This window comes from Mesorhizobium sp. LNHC252B00 (assembly GCF_000502955.1).
In the GTDB taxonomy this organism is placed as follows: Bacteria; Pseudomonadota; Alphaproteobacteria; order Rhizobiales; family Rhizobiaceae; genus Mesorhizobium.
This window is the reverse complement of sequence record NZ_AYWO01000013.1, coordinates 59,400-73,462: the sequence shown is the minus strand read 5'-3', so window position 1 is coordinate 73,462 and position 14,063 is coordinate 59,400. Positions and strand designations below refer to the sequence as shown.

General features: G+C 58.9%; 8 protein-coding genes. 6 read left to right on the top strand and 2 right to left on the bottom strand.

The genetic code is table 11. The features are described from left to right. Positions 1–4: 4 nt before the first annotated feature. The 5 genes from X744_RS152625 to brxL all read left to right on the top strand — a co-directional run bounded on the left by X744_RS152625 (position 5) and on the right by brxL (position 9,600). Positions 5–1,927 (top strand): SAM-dependent methyltransferase, encoded by a 1,923-nt coding sequence (locus tag X744_RS152625; RefSeq protein ID WP_023760218.1) that lies wholly within the window; start codon positions 5–7, stop codon positions 1,925–1,927. Then, positions 1,924–3,930 carry a hypothetical protein gene (locus X744_RS0137315; RefSeq protein ID WP_050589552.1) on the top strand — a complete coding sequence of 669 codons (2,007 nt, stop codon included), beginning with the start codon at positions 1,924–1,926 and terminating at the stop codon, positions 3,928–3,930. Before X744_RS152625 ends, X744_RS0137315 begins: the two co-directional genes overlap by 4 nt. Then, a complete protein-coding gene (locus X744_RS152630; RefSeq protein ID WP_023760216.1) occupies positions 3,930–5,003 on the top strand; it encodes a RelA/SpoT domain-containing protein in 1,074 nt (357 codons plus the stop codon). The genes X744_RS0137315 and X744_RS152630 overlap by 1 nt, the downstream gene beginning before the upstream one ends. A 149-nt stretch (positions 5,004–5,152) precedes the next feature. Next, positions 5,153–7,555 (top strand): PglZ domain-containing protein, encoded by a 2,403-nt coding sequence (locus tag X744_RS152635; RefSeq protein ID WP_198032238.1) that lies wholly within the window; start codon positions 5,153–5,155, stop codon positions 7,553–7,555. Positions 7,556–7,557: 2 nt separating this feature from the next. Beyond that, the gene (gene brxL, locus X744_RS152640; RefSeq protein ID WP_023760214.1) at positions 7,558–9,600 is read left to right on the top strand and encodes a protease Lon-related BREX system protein BrxL; all 2,043 of its coding nucleotides are present in this window, start codon (positions 7,558–7,560) and stop codon (positions 9,598–9,600) included. A gap of 29 nt (positions 9,601–9,629) precedes the next feature. On the opposite strand, the gene X744_RS152645 is transcribed toward brxL, so the two are convergent. Then, positions 9,630–10,610 (bottom strand): hypothetical protein, encoded by a 981-nt coding sequence (locus X744_RS152645; protein ID WP_031260525.1) that lies wholly within the window; start codon positions 10,608–10,610, stop codon positions 9,630–9,632. Positions 10,611–10,832: 222 nt separating this feature from the next. Here X744_RS152645 and ligD point away from each other — a divergent pair, with 222 nt between their 5' ends. After that, positions 10,833–12,911: a DNA ligase D gene (ligD, locus tag X744_RS152650; RefSeq protein ID WP_245266692.1), complete on the top strand. Its 2,079-nt coding sequence runs from the start codon at positions 10,833–10,835 to the stop codon at positions 12,909–12,911. A 13-nt stretch (positions 12,912–12,924) separates the two neighbouring features. Here ligD and dinB read toward each other — a convergent pair whose 3' ends face one another. Beyond that, a complete protein-coding gene (gene dinB, locus X744_RS152655) occupies positions 12,925–14,016 on the bottom strand; it encodes a DNA polymerase IV (protein WP_031260522.1) in 1,092 nt (363 codons plus the stop codon). Positions 14,017–14,063 lie beyond the last annotated feature (47 nt).

Below are 14,063 nucleotides of genomic sequence, written 5' to 3'. Positions count from 1 at the left end.
CTCCATGGATAAGACGACGCGCAACGCCATTGAACGCGCGACCCAGCAGGCGCGGAAGCTGCTCGATGAGGATTTCTCATCGCAGCTCGAAGGGACATTCGACGTACTGAGAAGTGGTGTCATTGCCCCAAAGGGTGGCGTCCATCTGTCGCCCCGCCAGCAGTTTCAGCGCGACAAAGTTGTTGCCACCATACAACATAAGCGTGCCGCTGGAACGACTCCCGTAGAGGCGGTCACGGATTATGTGCGGGATGCCGCCTTCACGACACTGAACCGCTTTGTGGCGCTCAAAATGCTCGAAGCGCGACAACTGGTGCAGGAGTGCATTACGAAGGGCGAACAGTCCGGTGGCTACCGAGAATTCTGCGGCATGGCGCCTGGGGTAGCGCTGCTCCCCGATGCCGCAGGCTATCGCCTGTATATTGAGAGCCTGTTCGACGAGTTCTCAACAGAGATAAAGGTCCTGTTTGACCGCCGCGATGCCGCCTCTGTGCTGTGGCCCAAACGGCAGACGTTCGAGGCGCTGCTAAACATCCTCAATGCGCCCGATTTGTTGGAGATTTGGGGCGAGGATGAGACGATCGGCTGGGTATATCAGTTCTTCAATAGCGGCGAAGAGCGCCGAAAGATGCGCGACGAAAGCCAAGCACCGCGCAACAGCCGCGAATTGGCAGTGCGCAACCAGTTCTTCACGCCGCGATATGTCGTCCAGTTTCTCGTCGACAACACGCTCGGCCGCCTCTGGCTGGAGATGCACGGCGAAGGGGGACATCTATCTGCGCTGTGCGAATACCTCGTACGCGTTGGTGATGAGCCCATCCAACCACGTTCGCGGAAGGATCCACGAGACCTTCGCATTCTAGATCCCGCCTGCGGTTCGGGACACTTCCTGCTTTACAGCTTTGATCTTCTTCTACTGATCTACCAGGAGGCATGGTCAGCGGACGGACCCGCTCCGATCGGCGAGGCAACGGGCCGCTCGCTCCGCGACGACTACCCAAACCTCACTGACCTATGCCGAGCAGTGCCGAGGCTCATCGTTGAGTTTAATCTCCATGGCGTGGACATCGACCCACGCTGTACGCAGATCGCGGCCTTAGCGCTCTGGCTGCGGGCGCAGCGGGCTTGGAAAGACCTTGGCATTGCCGCAGCCGATAGGCCGCGCATCCAGCGCACGCATATCGTGGTGGCGGAACCGATGCCCGGCGATGCGGTGCTGGTTGACGAATTCGCCGCTCGTCTCGATCCTCCGCTACTGCGCGACCTGTTCAAGAAGATGGTCGGCGAAAGTCGCCTAGCCGGAGAGCTTGGCACCCTCCTTCGAGTTGAGGATGGCGTCGCCGCTGAGCTCCTTCGCGCTCGCGAGCAATTCGTGAAGCAGCGCCAGACCACCGGATTCTTGCCAGGCATGGAGCCTGAGGCGCAACCAGGGACTCTGAACCTTTCGGGCATCGACGACGACCTTTTTTTCCACGATGCTGAAGCTATTATCGTCGAGGCTCTACGCGCATTCGCTGAGACGGCATCCGGCAATTCCAGCGTAAAACGGCGGTTGTTTTCGGGCGATGCTGCCCAAGGGATTGCCCTGATCGACATAGTTCGGACACGGTTCGACGTAGTTTTGATGAATCCGCCCTTTGGCGCATGCAGCCTTCCCGCCAAGAAGGAATTCGAGAGCAGCTACCCTCGGACAAAGAATGACGTTTATGCCGCGTTCGTTGAGCGCGGCATCGAGCTTCTTCACCCACGCGGTCGGCTCGGAGCCATCACCTCAAGAACTGGCTTCTTTCTGTCGAGCTTCCGAAAATGGCGCGAGGAAATCCTGATACCTAAGGCTCCGCCCGCAGTCGTTGCGGATTTGGGAGTCGGAGTACTTGATGGTGCTATGGTTGAGACTGCGGCCTATTGCTTGGAGGCAGTCCCATGACGCTCTTTATCCGGGCCGTTGCTGTTGAGGATAAAGCCTCTGCCATTAAACGAGCGATCGCTGGTGAGCCGACCGACAGGTTCACACCGAATCTTTCTCAATTCAAGGAATTACCCGGAACTCCATTCGCGTACTGGATTGGAACTGGTGTGCGCGCCGCCTTCCAGCGTTTCCCCTCAGTCGAGGGCAATGGGAGAGCCGTAAGGCAGGGTTTGGCGACTTCCGACGACTTTCGTTTCTTGCGAGCACAGTGGGAAGTCGATCCGAAAACGAGAGGAAAGAAATGGTTCCCTTTTGCCAAAGGAGGTGAGCTATCCCCGTTCTACGCCTCGATCCATCTTGTCATCAATTGGGACCAAGAAGGTGAAGAGCTGAAGGGTTGGGTGGTGTCAAATCCTACGGACCCACGAACTGCACATTGGTCTCGGAGGATTGCTAGCTCGGAATACTATTTTCAACCGGGAATGACATGGCCTCTTAGAGCCAGCCGTTTCGCCCCGCAGCCGTTGCCCTCAGGTTGTATATTTTCGGTGCGGGGATATTCGGTCTTCCTACCAGAGGCCATGCTGCTGGCCGGTCTCGCGCTCTTTAATAGCAAACCATTTGATTACCTTTTCAAGGCCTTGCTCGGCCGATTCGGTTATCCCGAGTTCATTGTGGGAGTTCTACAGAAGCTTCCCTGGCCCGAACCGTCTGTCGAACAAGCCGAAGCTTTGTCATCTCTTGCCCGAAGTGCCTGGAGCGCGGCACGGACGGCCGACACCAGCGTTGAGACATCTCTCGCTTTCACGTTGCCAAAGCCGCTTAACGCTGACGCTAATGCCGCCACTGGGCCTGCCTTGGTCCACCTGCAATCAAAGATTGACGCAATTGCCTTTGACCTGTTTGGACTGGACGAGAGTGACAGGTCCGAGATTGAGGGAGCATCGGTTTTTGCTTCAGCGGAAATTGTTGAAGGTATCGAAGCAAGCGAGGACGAAGATAAAAACACAAGCGCCGGGAATGACCCATTCTTTCTGCAATCTTGGTCTGTCGGCGTCGCATTCGGAAGGTTCGATATTCGGCTTGCGACAGGTGAACGCGCAATTCCAGCTGAGCCGGAGCCGTTTGATCCCTTACCGAACACGAGTCCGGGAATGTTGCCGAACGGCGAAGGTCCGTTCATGCCATGCATGGGTGTGCTGGTGGACGATCCCGGACACGCAGACGACCTCACAGCGCGAGTCCTCGCGATCTATGAACGTGTCGGCCAGCCAGCGTCGGAGGCGGCTACCCTACGACGCAGCCTCGCTCGCGAATTCTTCCCTTCGCATCTCAAGATGTACACTAAGAGCGGCCGGAAGGCGCCTATCTACTGCCAACTTTCCACGCCCTCAGGCGGCTACTCCGTTTGGCTTTACCTTCAGGACCTAAATAAGGACACTTTTTTTCGGGTCCAGACCGACTATGTGGCGCCAAAGCTCGTCCACGAGCATCGCCAGCTTGAGAGCCTCTTGAGTGACGCGGGGCAGCATCCGAATGCGGCACAGCGCAAGGTCATCGAAGCGCAACAAAGCTTCATTGGGGAATTGCAGAGCCTCCTGGAGGAGCTAAAGCGTGTGGCTCCGCTTTGGAACCCGATGCTTGACGATGGCATCATGCTGACAATGTCTCCACTCTGGCGGCTCACGCCTCAGCACAAGCCTTGGCAGAAGGAGCTGAAGGCAAAATGGGAAGATCTGGCGGCCGGAAAATTCGACTGGTCGCACATCGCCATGCACCTGTGGCCTGAGCGTGTGGTGCCGAAATGCGCGGCAGACCGCAGCCTCGCCATCGCTCACGGACTTCAAGATGTTCTATGGGACGATTCGGATGATGGGAGGTGGAAGCCGCAACCAACTCCGAAGCGCCCTATCGATGAGCTTGTCCGCGAACGGACCTCAGTTGCAGTCAAATCGGCATTGAAGGATCTTACCGAAGCCTCAGCATCGAGCGGCCTCAGGGCGCCACGGAGATTATCATAGTGACGATCTCCGAAGACACGATCAAAAACGCCGTTCTTCGCTATCACCGCGAATACGACCGGTATCTGAAACTCTCTGCGCGCGTCGCCGAGATCTGCAGGTTTGAAATTGTCGAAGGTAACGCTATCAGAGCGCAAGTCACATTTCGTGCAAAGAGTCCCAAGAGCCTTGAGGGAAAGCTCCGTCGCTTCGCTGCTTCTGGGAAGAAGGACCTGCCGAATGTGCAGTCGGTGTTTGAGGCGGTGCGGGATCTCGCCGCTGTTCGAATAGCGACCTACGAACAAAGGCATGAGGACCAGGTCGTTCAGCTGGTCTGCAACCGGTTCGTGGATTTGCGTGGCGCTCCGCCGAGCAACGAGCGGAAGGACAAGAACGCGGCGGATAACAACAACTTCTATCGCGCTACCCATATCGAGGCATTTCTGCCGGAAGGCGATGTGATCGGCACCTACGCGAACGTCTCGGACGTCCCTTGCGAGGTCCAGGTGTGCAGTATGATGGCCCATGTCTGGAACGAGGTTGAGCACGATCTTGGCTACAAGCCTCTCACCGGGTCACTTTCAGACCAGGAGCGCAATCTGCTTGTCATGCTGGGCCATGCAGTTCGGCAGGGCGACATGACAATAGGAAGCCTCTTCTCCGAGACCGAGCGGCGGCAGCGCGAACATGGTGGCGTGTTTACAGACGTCTATGACTTTGTGGCACGGGTCCGTGGCTGGTTTCCCGGTATTGATTTTGGACGAAACGCCGGCCCGCTCTACGAAGCCCTACAACCAGTTCGACTCGTATCGCCCGAAAGCATCAGAAAGTTGATCACCGTTGCCGAGCCGATGACGGCAGCCGCTCAGAACGCGCTCGATGAGTTCGCAGGGAAACTGACGGCCAAAGGTGATGCGCGGTTCACGCTGGACCGAAATTCCTCCGACCTTCTGCTCATTCTGCTTTTACCCAAGGTCGCAAATTACGTTGTGTCGTCGTCGGGCGATGCCGTCTCCGACGGCGTCTCGCGCCTTCGCTGGTTCGCGGCCCGCTTTCAAGAATTATCCAAGGTGGAAAGCGGAGGTCTCAGCTGATGCACCCCTTGCATGACTATATTTCGAAGCAGCTTGCTGAGAGGCTTAAGGCCAGGAAGGTGGTCGTTTGGTACGACGCTCGTCGCGAGTTCGCGTCCTTCGTCACTGAATTACGGGGTAGCGCGCGGACCAGCGATGAGGCTGTGCCCGTGACCGTCGGCGGCATGGCGGCGCGGCTGACCGAATATGACGGCTCGATGTTCGAGCTTCGCGCGGTGGCGGAACCCTTTGTATGCGGGGATGCGCCGGCGGAGTGCATGATCGTTTACCTGCCAGGCTGCGAACGCGATCGCCATGGCTCGGTGCTGATGGAACTCGAAAAGGCTGGAGATTGCTATGAGCCGCAGCTGAAGCGGCTCGCGCGCAACGTCCTCCGTCAACGTTACACTGACGGCGTCATCGATGACATGCTATCGCCAGAGCGCGTGTCCTATGAGGACCTTGCGCGCGCATCGTCGGACACATCGTCAACCGAGCCGCCATCGGTTCTGAAGTCAATCTTCCACAGCACATCAGGGAACGATGGCATCATCGCGTCCTGGCTCGCAAGCGACGAGCGCGATGCCGAAATCAAGGTGAAAGAGGCGATTCGTGAGCTGGTGAAGCTCGTACGCTCGAAGCTCGGCCTGGAGCTGCCAGAGGATGCGGCGTCGCCAAAGCTTCGATCCATCACGCTTCGTTACGTCCTGGCGGGTGAGTTCCGCAGCGACCTCGGTAGTGCCCCACCTTCGGCTCTTGACGCAATACCAGCTCCGAAGACGAAGGATGAGGAAGCGGCGGTTCGGGAACTCGCGCACCAGCTTCGCACCAAGTTCTCCGACGGCTATCCCGCGATGGCGGATCGCGTGGAAGCCGAGCTGGGGCTTCGCGACGTCGCCGTCCCAGCCGGGACTCTCGGGTCGATCGACACTTTCCGTTTTGAGGAGCGCGTGCTGCTGGCGCATTGCGGGGATCTGGTCGCGGCGAAGAAGTTCGACGAGGCCCTCGATGTCATCAGTGGGCGGGAGCATAGCTTTTGGCTTGATCGTGATGTGGGACGTAAGGCCCAGTGGGAGGCCTGCCGCCGCATGGCGGAGTTGGGAAGCCTCGGAATGGCTGTGCGAGCAGCGGTCGGGAAAGCCGGCGGCGACGCCAATGCTTGGATTGACGCCTACGCCACCAAAGATGGGTGGTTCCGATTGGACCAGGCTCAACGCCGTCTTGAGGCGTGGGTCGCCAACCTCGACGATGAACCAGAGGAGCGCCCGCTGGGCGTCGTTCGGGGCGTTTACGAAGACGCATGCCGCGCTATGGCTGATGGCTTTACCAAGGCCCTCGTCGCGGCCAAGTGGACCGTCTCTGCCTTCCTGCACCAGACGCGTATCTACAGCGAGGTCGTCTCAGAGCAGCCCAAGCCAGTGGCGTACTTCTTCGTTGACGCGATGCGTTTCGAGATGGGCGTCGAACTCACGGAGCGGCTTCCCAAGTCGGCCGAGGTGAGCGTGCGCCCTGCTGTCTGCGCGCTACCCAGCATCACTCCGATTGGCATGGCCGCGCTACAGCCCGGTGCATCTTCCAGCTTCAGCGTCACCGAACAGACAGGCACGCTCGGAGTACGAATCGACGATGCATTCCTTCCCGATTTGGCGGCACGGAAGAAATTTGCAGCCTCACGCGTGCCCAGATTGGCCGACGTCGCTCTGGATGAGCTGCTGAGTCTTCAGCCGTCGAAACTCGCCAAGAGGATCGAGGGCGCGCAGGTGATCATCGTGCGGTCCCAGGAGATCGACCATGCCGGTGAGCGCGGGTTTACATTCCAGGCTCGCCAAGTAATGGATACGGTTATCGACAATCTGGCCCGGGCTATCCGCAAGCTCGCCGCGGCCGGCGTCGAGCATTGCGTGCTAACCGCTGATCACGGGCATCTGTTCTTCCCATCGGACCGCGACGAGTCGATGCGGATCGAGGCACCGGGGGGCGACGAGATCGACCTTCATCGCAGGTGTTGGATCGGGCGCGGCGGAGCGACGCCGCCAGGTTGCGTCCGGGTCACCGCCTCGGCACTCGGGTATGAATCTGACTTGGACTTCGTATTTCCTTTCGGGAGCGGGGTCTTCAAAGCGGGCGGGGATCTCGCCTTTCACCACGGCGGCCCATCATTGCAAGAAATGATCATACCAGTGGTCACAGTCCGTATGAAGGCGCGAGAGGCAGAGAAATCGACTGCGGGGCCAGTGACAGCGACAGGTCTGCCCGACGCAGTGACGAACCGCATTTTCAGCGTGACGATCCAACTCGACGGGAGAAACCTCTCGCTCTTTTCGAACGAGCTGGTGGTTCGACCCCTGTTGGTTTCAGCCGGAAAGCAAGTTGGCGGTGTAGGCATGGCAGTCGATGGCGACTTTGATCGCGCGACAGGCTGCGTGAAGCTTCAGGCTGGGAAGCGCGTCACCGTCGCGTTCCTGTTGAGTGATGAGAGTTCACCGTCGCTGCGCGTAGTCATTCAAGATCCGACAACAGATGCCGAACTGTACCGCTCGCCCGTCGACATCCCGGTTCGCCTCGGAGTTTGAGCATGAGCAACGGATCACCGCCGACCCGCGACGCACTCGACAACAAGGCGAACCAACTCTTCGCTGGAAAGGTCGTCCGCAAGGATCTCGTCCGGAAGGTCAAGGTCGGAGCGAACGTTCCCGTGTTCGTCCTTGAGTTCCTGCTAGGAAAATACTGCGCTTCGTCAGATGAAATTGCGATTCAGATGGGATTGCAGGTTGTCAACGACACGTTGGCCAACAATTACATTCGACCAGATGAGTCTGCAAAGGCGCAAAGCAAGGTCAAAGAGAACGGAAAGTACTCCTTCATCGACAAGGTGAAGGTTCGCTTGGTGGATTCTGACTACTGGGGCGAGGGTGTTAATTTCAACAACAAGTTTCTTCATATCCCCAGTCAGTACGTGCGTGACTATGAACGCCTGCTAATGGGCGGTGTCTGGGCTCAAGTCGACATGCGGTTTGAATCCGACGAGGAGACGAGAGGGAAGAATCCGTTCTGGATCGATAAACTGGTCCCTATCCAGATCGCAACCTTCGACCTTGATGAGTACCGCAATGTCCGTAAGCAGTTTACGACAGACGAGTGGATCGATCTCATCGTCCGAAGCATGGGGTATGAGCCTGGCGAGATGTCTCGACGGCTGAAGCTGTTATTCTTAGTGCGGCTGATCCCCTTGGCGGAGCGAAACTACAATCTCGTGGAACTCGGACCCCGCGGCACCGGCAAGAGCTATGTCGTCCAGGAAGTTTCGCCTTACACCGCGCTTCTGACGGGTGGGACCACGGTCGCCAATCTGTTTGGTCACATGTCGGGCCGACAGAAGGGCATGGTGCAGATCTGGGACGTTGTGGGTTTCGACGAGGTTGCTGACCTCCAGAAGATGCCGAAAGAAGTCATCACGACGATGAAAACCTACTGCGAGTCCGGCACGTTTCAGCGGGGACAGGAGGCCGTCGCAGGGGACGCCAGTATTGCGATGTTCGGCAACACCAATCAGCCTATCGACGTCATGGTTCAGACCGGCCACCTTTTCGCGCCGATGCCCGACACCATTCGCGACGATATGGCGTTCATCGATCGACTACATTTTTATCTTCCGGGCTGGGAAATTCCGCAGATGCGGAACGAACTGTTCACAGACCACTATGGGTTTGTCGTTGATTATCTCGCTGAAGCACTGCGCGAGATGCGCAAACACAATTTCACGGAGATCATCGACAGATACTTCTCGATGGGCGCTCACCTCAACGCCCGCGATCGTAAAGCCGTCCGGAAGACAGTTTCGGGTCTGATGAAGATCCTATTCCCGCATGGCGACGTAACCCAGGAAGAACTCTCGGAAATCCTGGAACTGGCTCTTGAAGGACGCCGCCGCGTGAAGGAGCAGCTCAAGAAGATGGGCTCCTTTGAATATTATCAGACATCGTTCAGCTACACTCTCCAAGAGACTGGAGAGGAAAGGTTCGTAGGTGTACCCGAACAAGGGGGACGCGACCTAATCTCCGCGGATCCCCTTTCGCCGGGGACAGTATACACGGCAGGCGTAACGTCCGACGGAACAGTCGGCCTCTACCGCTTGGAGGTTTCAGTTTCGAACGGAGCTGGAAAGCTGAAGATGGCTGGTGGCGTTTCGGGAGCGATGAAGGAATCGGTCCAACGAGCTTTCAGCTATGTCCAAGCGAAAAAAACCGAGTTCGGAATCGGGCGCGAGTTGGATACCTCAGACATACATGTCGAGGTAATTGACCTGCTTGGCAACCGAGTCGAGGCTGAAGTTGGCGTCGCCTTCTTTGTGGCATGCTATTCCGCACTCAGGAAGGCGCCTGTCAGCCCGGCATTACTTGTGTTGGGAGACATGAGCGTCCAAGGAAACATCAAACCTCTACGATCCCTGACAGAGCCGCTTCAAATGGCGAAGGACAACGGTGCAAAGCGCGCGCTCATTCCGATCGAGAACAAGCGAAATTTCGTAGATGTGAGCGCTGATATCATGGAACAGGTCGACCCGATCTTCTACGGCGACCCCAAGACAGCCGCCTTGAAGGTGCTCGGAAGCCCGTAGGCATTCCCTATCGTACCGAAGGAGGATGATCAGCCATCAAGACCCAGCGGCGGATCCTCTTCCCAGAACGTCGGCAAATATGCGAGGAAAAGCTCGTCGAGCGCACGCGCCCGATAGCGGAACCATGTGCGGTTGCGATCCCCTCGCAGCCGATCCCAACCGTGCTTCGCGAAAAGCAGCTTCTCCAATCTGAGCAGGCTAATCCATAGATAGATCAACGAATGCGCAAGGGTAGCCTTAGAAATCTCCCCGACGTTGCCCAGCATCGCCAACCGTTGCCATTGGCCATCCGGATGCGACGGATGCGCCGCCACCACATGAGCGGCGTAATCGACATGAACGAACCTCGATAACCACGCATAGTTGTCCTTGCGTAGCTCCTCCGGCGTCATGTCAATCGGAATGGCAATGCGATCGTCGGCCTCAAACTTTGAGAGCGATGCCCGGATGACCCCCGGCGACAGATGCTTCTTCCAATGCTGGTAGCTGGCTTTGCCATCTTCGAACGATTTCACGTAAGCGCGGTAGGTGACCTCGTCAGCCAGAACCATGATCACTAGGTCGGCGATCTCGACCACACCGCGGAAAGCGGCCCGCGCCTGGCTTTCGAACCCATGCAGGATCAGCAGCCGAAACGCCTGCATGGCTTGGGCAAGATTAGACGTCAAAACGTAGAATACGTCATTCGGCCGCGGCCGCTTTGGGAGATGCACACCGGGCCAGATTATCCTTGCTCGACCTCCAGCGTGTTGGAAGCTGAAATGCGACATGTCGCAGACTTGCAGTAGCGCGACGTCGAACAGCAGCATGAGCGGCTGCAGCGCTTCGCCAGCAGACCGGTACATGCTCTCGCGATCCTTGAGCACCGCACCGAGGAACCCCGCCATCTCGGTCTCGATCGAGCGAGCGCTTTCCTCCGGCGACTCACCTTGATTTCGTTGCAATTCAGGATTGCCCGCTGCCATGGCCCGGCAAGCCGCGTGCAGCCGTTTTCGTTCCTTCGCTTTCACGCGTCCCCCAGTTGGTGGCTACTCGAACCCGATCCAGGCCTGCGCATGGTACTCGGCTTGTCCCACCCTCGTAACTCGGGATCCACCCCGACCCCGCGGAGCCGGGGCTTAAGGGAGGGGCTCACGAGAAGATGGTCCATCCGAAGCCCAGAACTCTCCGATCATTGACGCCGTTCACGCGACCTTTGGGCGGTCCTGGTTGCGTCCACGCGTTGTTCCGTATTGGCCATTTCGTCCTCCAAGAATTGCCGTTCCAGTCCCCAACAACGCGGCCGGACTCGTCCGGTTCGATCCTTCCACACAAAAGGTATGGAACCGAATCCCAGACAGGGTATTGATTCCGACCATGTATCCGAGTTCCGCATGTCGGCCGTAGAGGCTGCCCTCAGCAAAAGGCGCACACGGCGCAGAGACTCAGAATCTATCCCTACATATCCGCTGCCGGAGTTTCGTCCTTTTCAGCTCTGTACGCTGACGGACGACATACCGGCGGGTAGCAATTGGCTCTTCGAGATGAAGTTCGACGGCTATCGCGCCCAAGTCGCGATCTCCGGTTCGGAGGTCAGAGTCTACACCCGCAATGGCCACGACTGGACCCGCCAGTTCAAGGTCATCCTTGCGCCGCTTCAAGCGCTGACCAAGGGCTCGGCGCTGATCGACGGCGAGATTGTCGCCATCGACAGCCAAGGCCGCGCCAACTTCTCCATGCTGAAGACCGGCATTGCGGCAGGCATGCCGCTCAAGTTCTATGCGTTCGACCTGCTCGAGTTGAATGGCAACGATCTTTCGAACCAGTCACTCCTCGAGCGTAAGGAACGGCTTGCGGACCTTCTGGGCGAGCGGGATCCCGAAGACAGTCTGCAGTTCTCCAGCCATATCGCCGACCATGGCAAGAAGGTCTTCGATACCATGTGCGCCAGCGGCCACGAGGGCATCATCGCCAAGCGTGCAGACAGTCGGTATGTCGGCGACCGCACCGCCAACTGGCTCAAGATCAAGTGCACGAAACGACAGGAATTCGTAGTCGGCGGCTACCGCCCAAGCGACAGCGGCCGTGGTATGGCCTCGCTGATCCTTGGCACCTATGAGAATGGCAAGCTGATCTACCGGGGCCGCGTTGGCACCGGCTTCACCGAGGCGATGCGCAGGAACATTCTCGAGCAGCTCGAGAAGCGGCCCCTGGAGAAACCTCCCTTCGCCTCCGTCCCGAGAGACATCGCGCGCCGTGCCCGGTGGGTGAAGCCCGAGCTTGTTGCCGAGGTTACGTATGCCGAGGTGACACCGGACGGCAGCCTGCGGCATCCAAGTTTTGAGGGCATGCGCGAAGACAAGCGAGCCGACCAGGTCGTGATGGAAATGCCGAAGACGCCCGCGGCACCTGGCTCCGCCGATCTCGATCCGGGGATCGGCATGGAGATTGCCGCTGCTGTCGGCGTCAAGCTGACGCATCCGGACAAGATCATGTACCCCGGCACCAAGGTGACAAAGGCCACGCTCGCCGCTTATTACGCGGCGGTCGCCGAGAAGATGCTGCCCCACATCCAGGATCGGCCTCTTTCTCTAGTGCGGGACACCGATGGCGACCTACAGCAGACCTTCTTTCAGAAGCACAAGCTGCCAGGCATGCCCAAGGCCATCCATGACGGCCAGTTGGAGAAGATGTCCGGCAAGGAAAGTCGAATCTTGTGGGTCGACAACCTCGCGGGACTGATCAGCGGCGTCCAGATGAACGTGCTCGAGTTCCACGTCTGGGGCAGTTTGCGCCAGCAGCCGACCCTGCCGCACCGCATGATCTTCGACATCGATCCCGACGAGGGCCTGGGCTTCAGTGACGTGAAGCAGGCAGCGCTCGATATCCGGGATATTTTGGAAGCCCTCGGGCTGCAGTCCTGGCCGTTGCTATCCGGCGGCAAGGGCGTTCATGTGGTCGTGCCGCTCGTCCCTGCGGCAGACTGGGAAGAGGTCAAGAGCTTCTGCCAGGACTTTGCCGAACTATTGGCCCGCACCGATCCGTCGCGGTTCGTCGCCAACATGAGCAAGGCGAAGCGCAAGGGCCGGATGTTCCTCGACTATTTGCGCAACGGCCAGGGCTCTACTGCAATCTGTCCCTGGTCGACTCGAGCGCGCGCGGGTGCGTCGTGCGCCGTGCCCGTCACTTGGGACGAGTTGCCTACGCTCGAAAGCGCCAACGGTTTCGATGTTTTCGCGGCCGCAGCCCGGGCTCAGCGGCCCGACGCTTGGAAGGGCTATTTCGACGTCGAACAAACGCTCACTGACCGTATCCGCAAAGCAGTCCAGTAGAGACGCTGCCGTCCTAGATCGTCAGCGACATTTGCCGATCTGGCTCGGATCGCATTTCGCTCAAATTCGAGATTGTCACTCCGAGCAGGCGTATCCCCTTGGTGACGGGGAATACCTGATCGAGGAGCGCGCCGCTGACGGTCACCAGGTCCTCCTCGGCTTCTATGACGCCTTCGACCGTGCGGCTGCGCGTGATCTGCTGGAAGTCGGCGAATTTCACCTTGAGAGTCACGGTGCGGCCCCGGATCGAGCGTTCATCGCAATAGCGCCAGACCTTTTCGATCAGTGGCCGCAGTTCGCCGCGAGCGCTTTCGACGTCGAACAGATCGGTGGCGAAAGTGTCCTCGGCGCCGACCGACTTGCGTTCGCGGTCTGCCCGGACCGGGCGTTCGTCGATACCGCGGGCAATCCAGTAATAGTACGGGCCCGACTTGCCGAACTTCTCCTGCAGATAGGCCAGGCTCTGTGCGCGCAGGTCTGCCCCGGTCTCGATGCCGAGCCGGGCCATTTTCTCGGCCGTCGCGGGGCCGACGCCGTGAAACTTCCGCACGGGCAAAGCCTCGACAAAGGCTGGCCCCATCCTCGGGGTGATGACGAAAAGCCCATCAGGCTTGTTCTGGCCGGAGGCGAGCTTGGCGAGAAATTTGTTGTAGCTGATCCCGGCTGAAGCGGTCAGACTGGTCTCAGCCTTGATCTTCGCGCGGATCATCTCGGCGATCGTCGTGGCGATGGGGATGCCCTGCAGATTATCGGTGACGTCGAGATAGGCTTCGTCGAGCGCCAGCGGCTCGATCAAAGGCGTGTGCTCGGCGAAGATCGCGTGGATCTCCTGCGAGACGGCCCGATAGGCGTCGAAGCGCGGCGGCACGAAGATCAGTTCAGGGCATCTGCGTTTCGCGCTGATCGAGGGCATGGCCGATCGCACCCCGAATTTGCGGGCTTCATAGCTCGCAGCGGCCACAACGCCGCGCTCGCGCGCGCTACCAACGGCGACAGGCTTGCCACGCAAGTCGGGGTTATCGCGCTGCTCGACTGAAGCGTAGAACGCATCCATGTCGATATGAATGATCTTGCGCTGGCCGGTGGATTGCTCTGCGTTCTCCACGGCCGCCCTAACGCCACATGCCCGCACGCGTGCGCCAGTGTCGACGT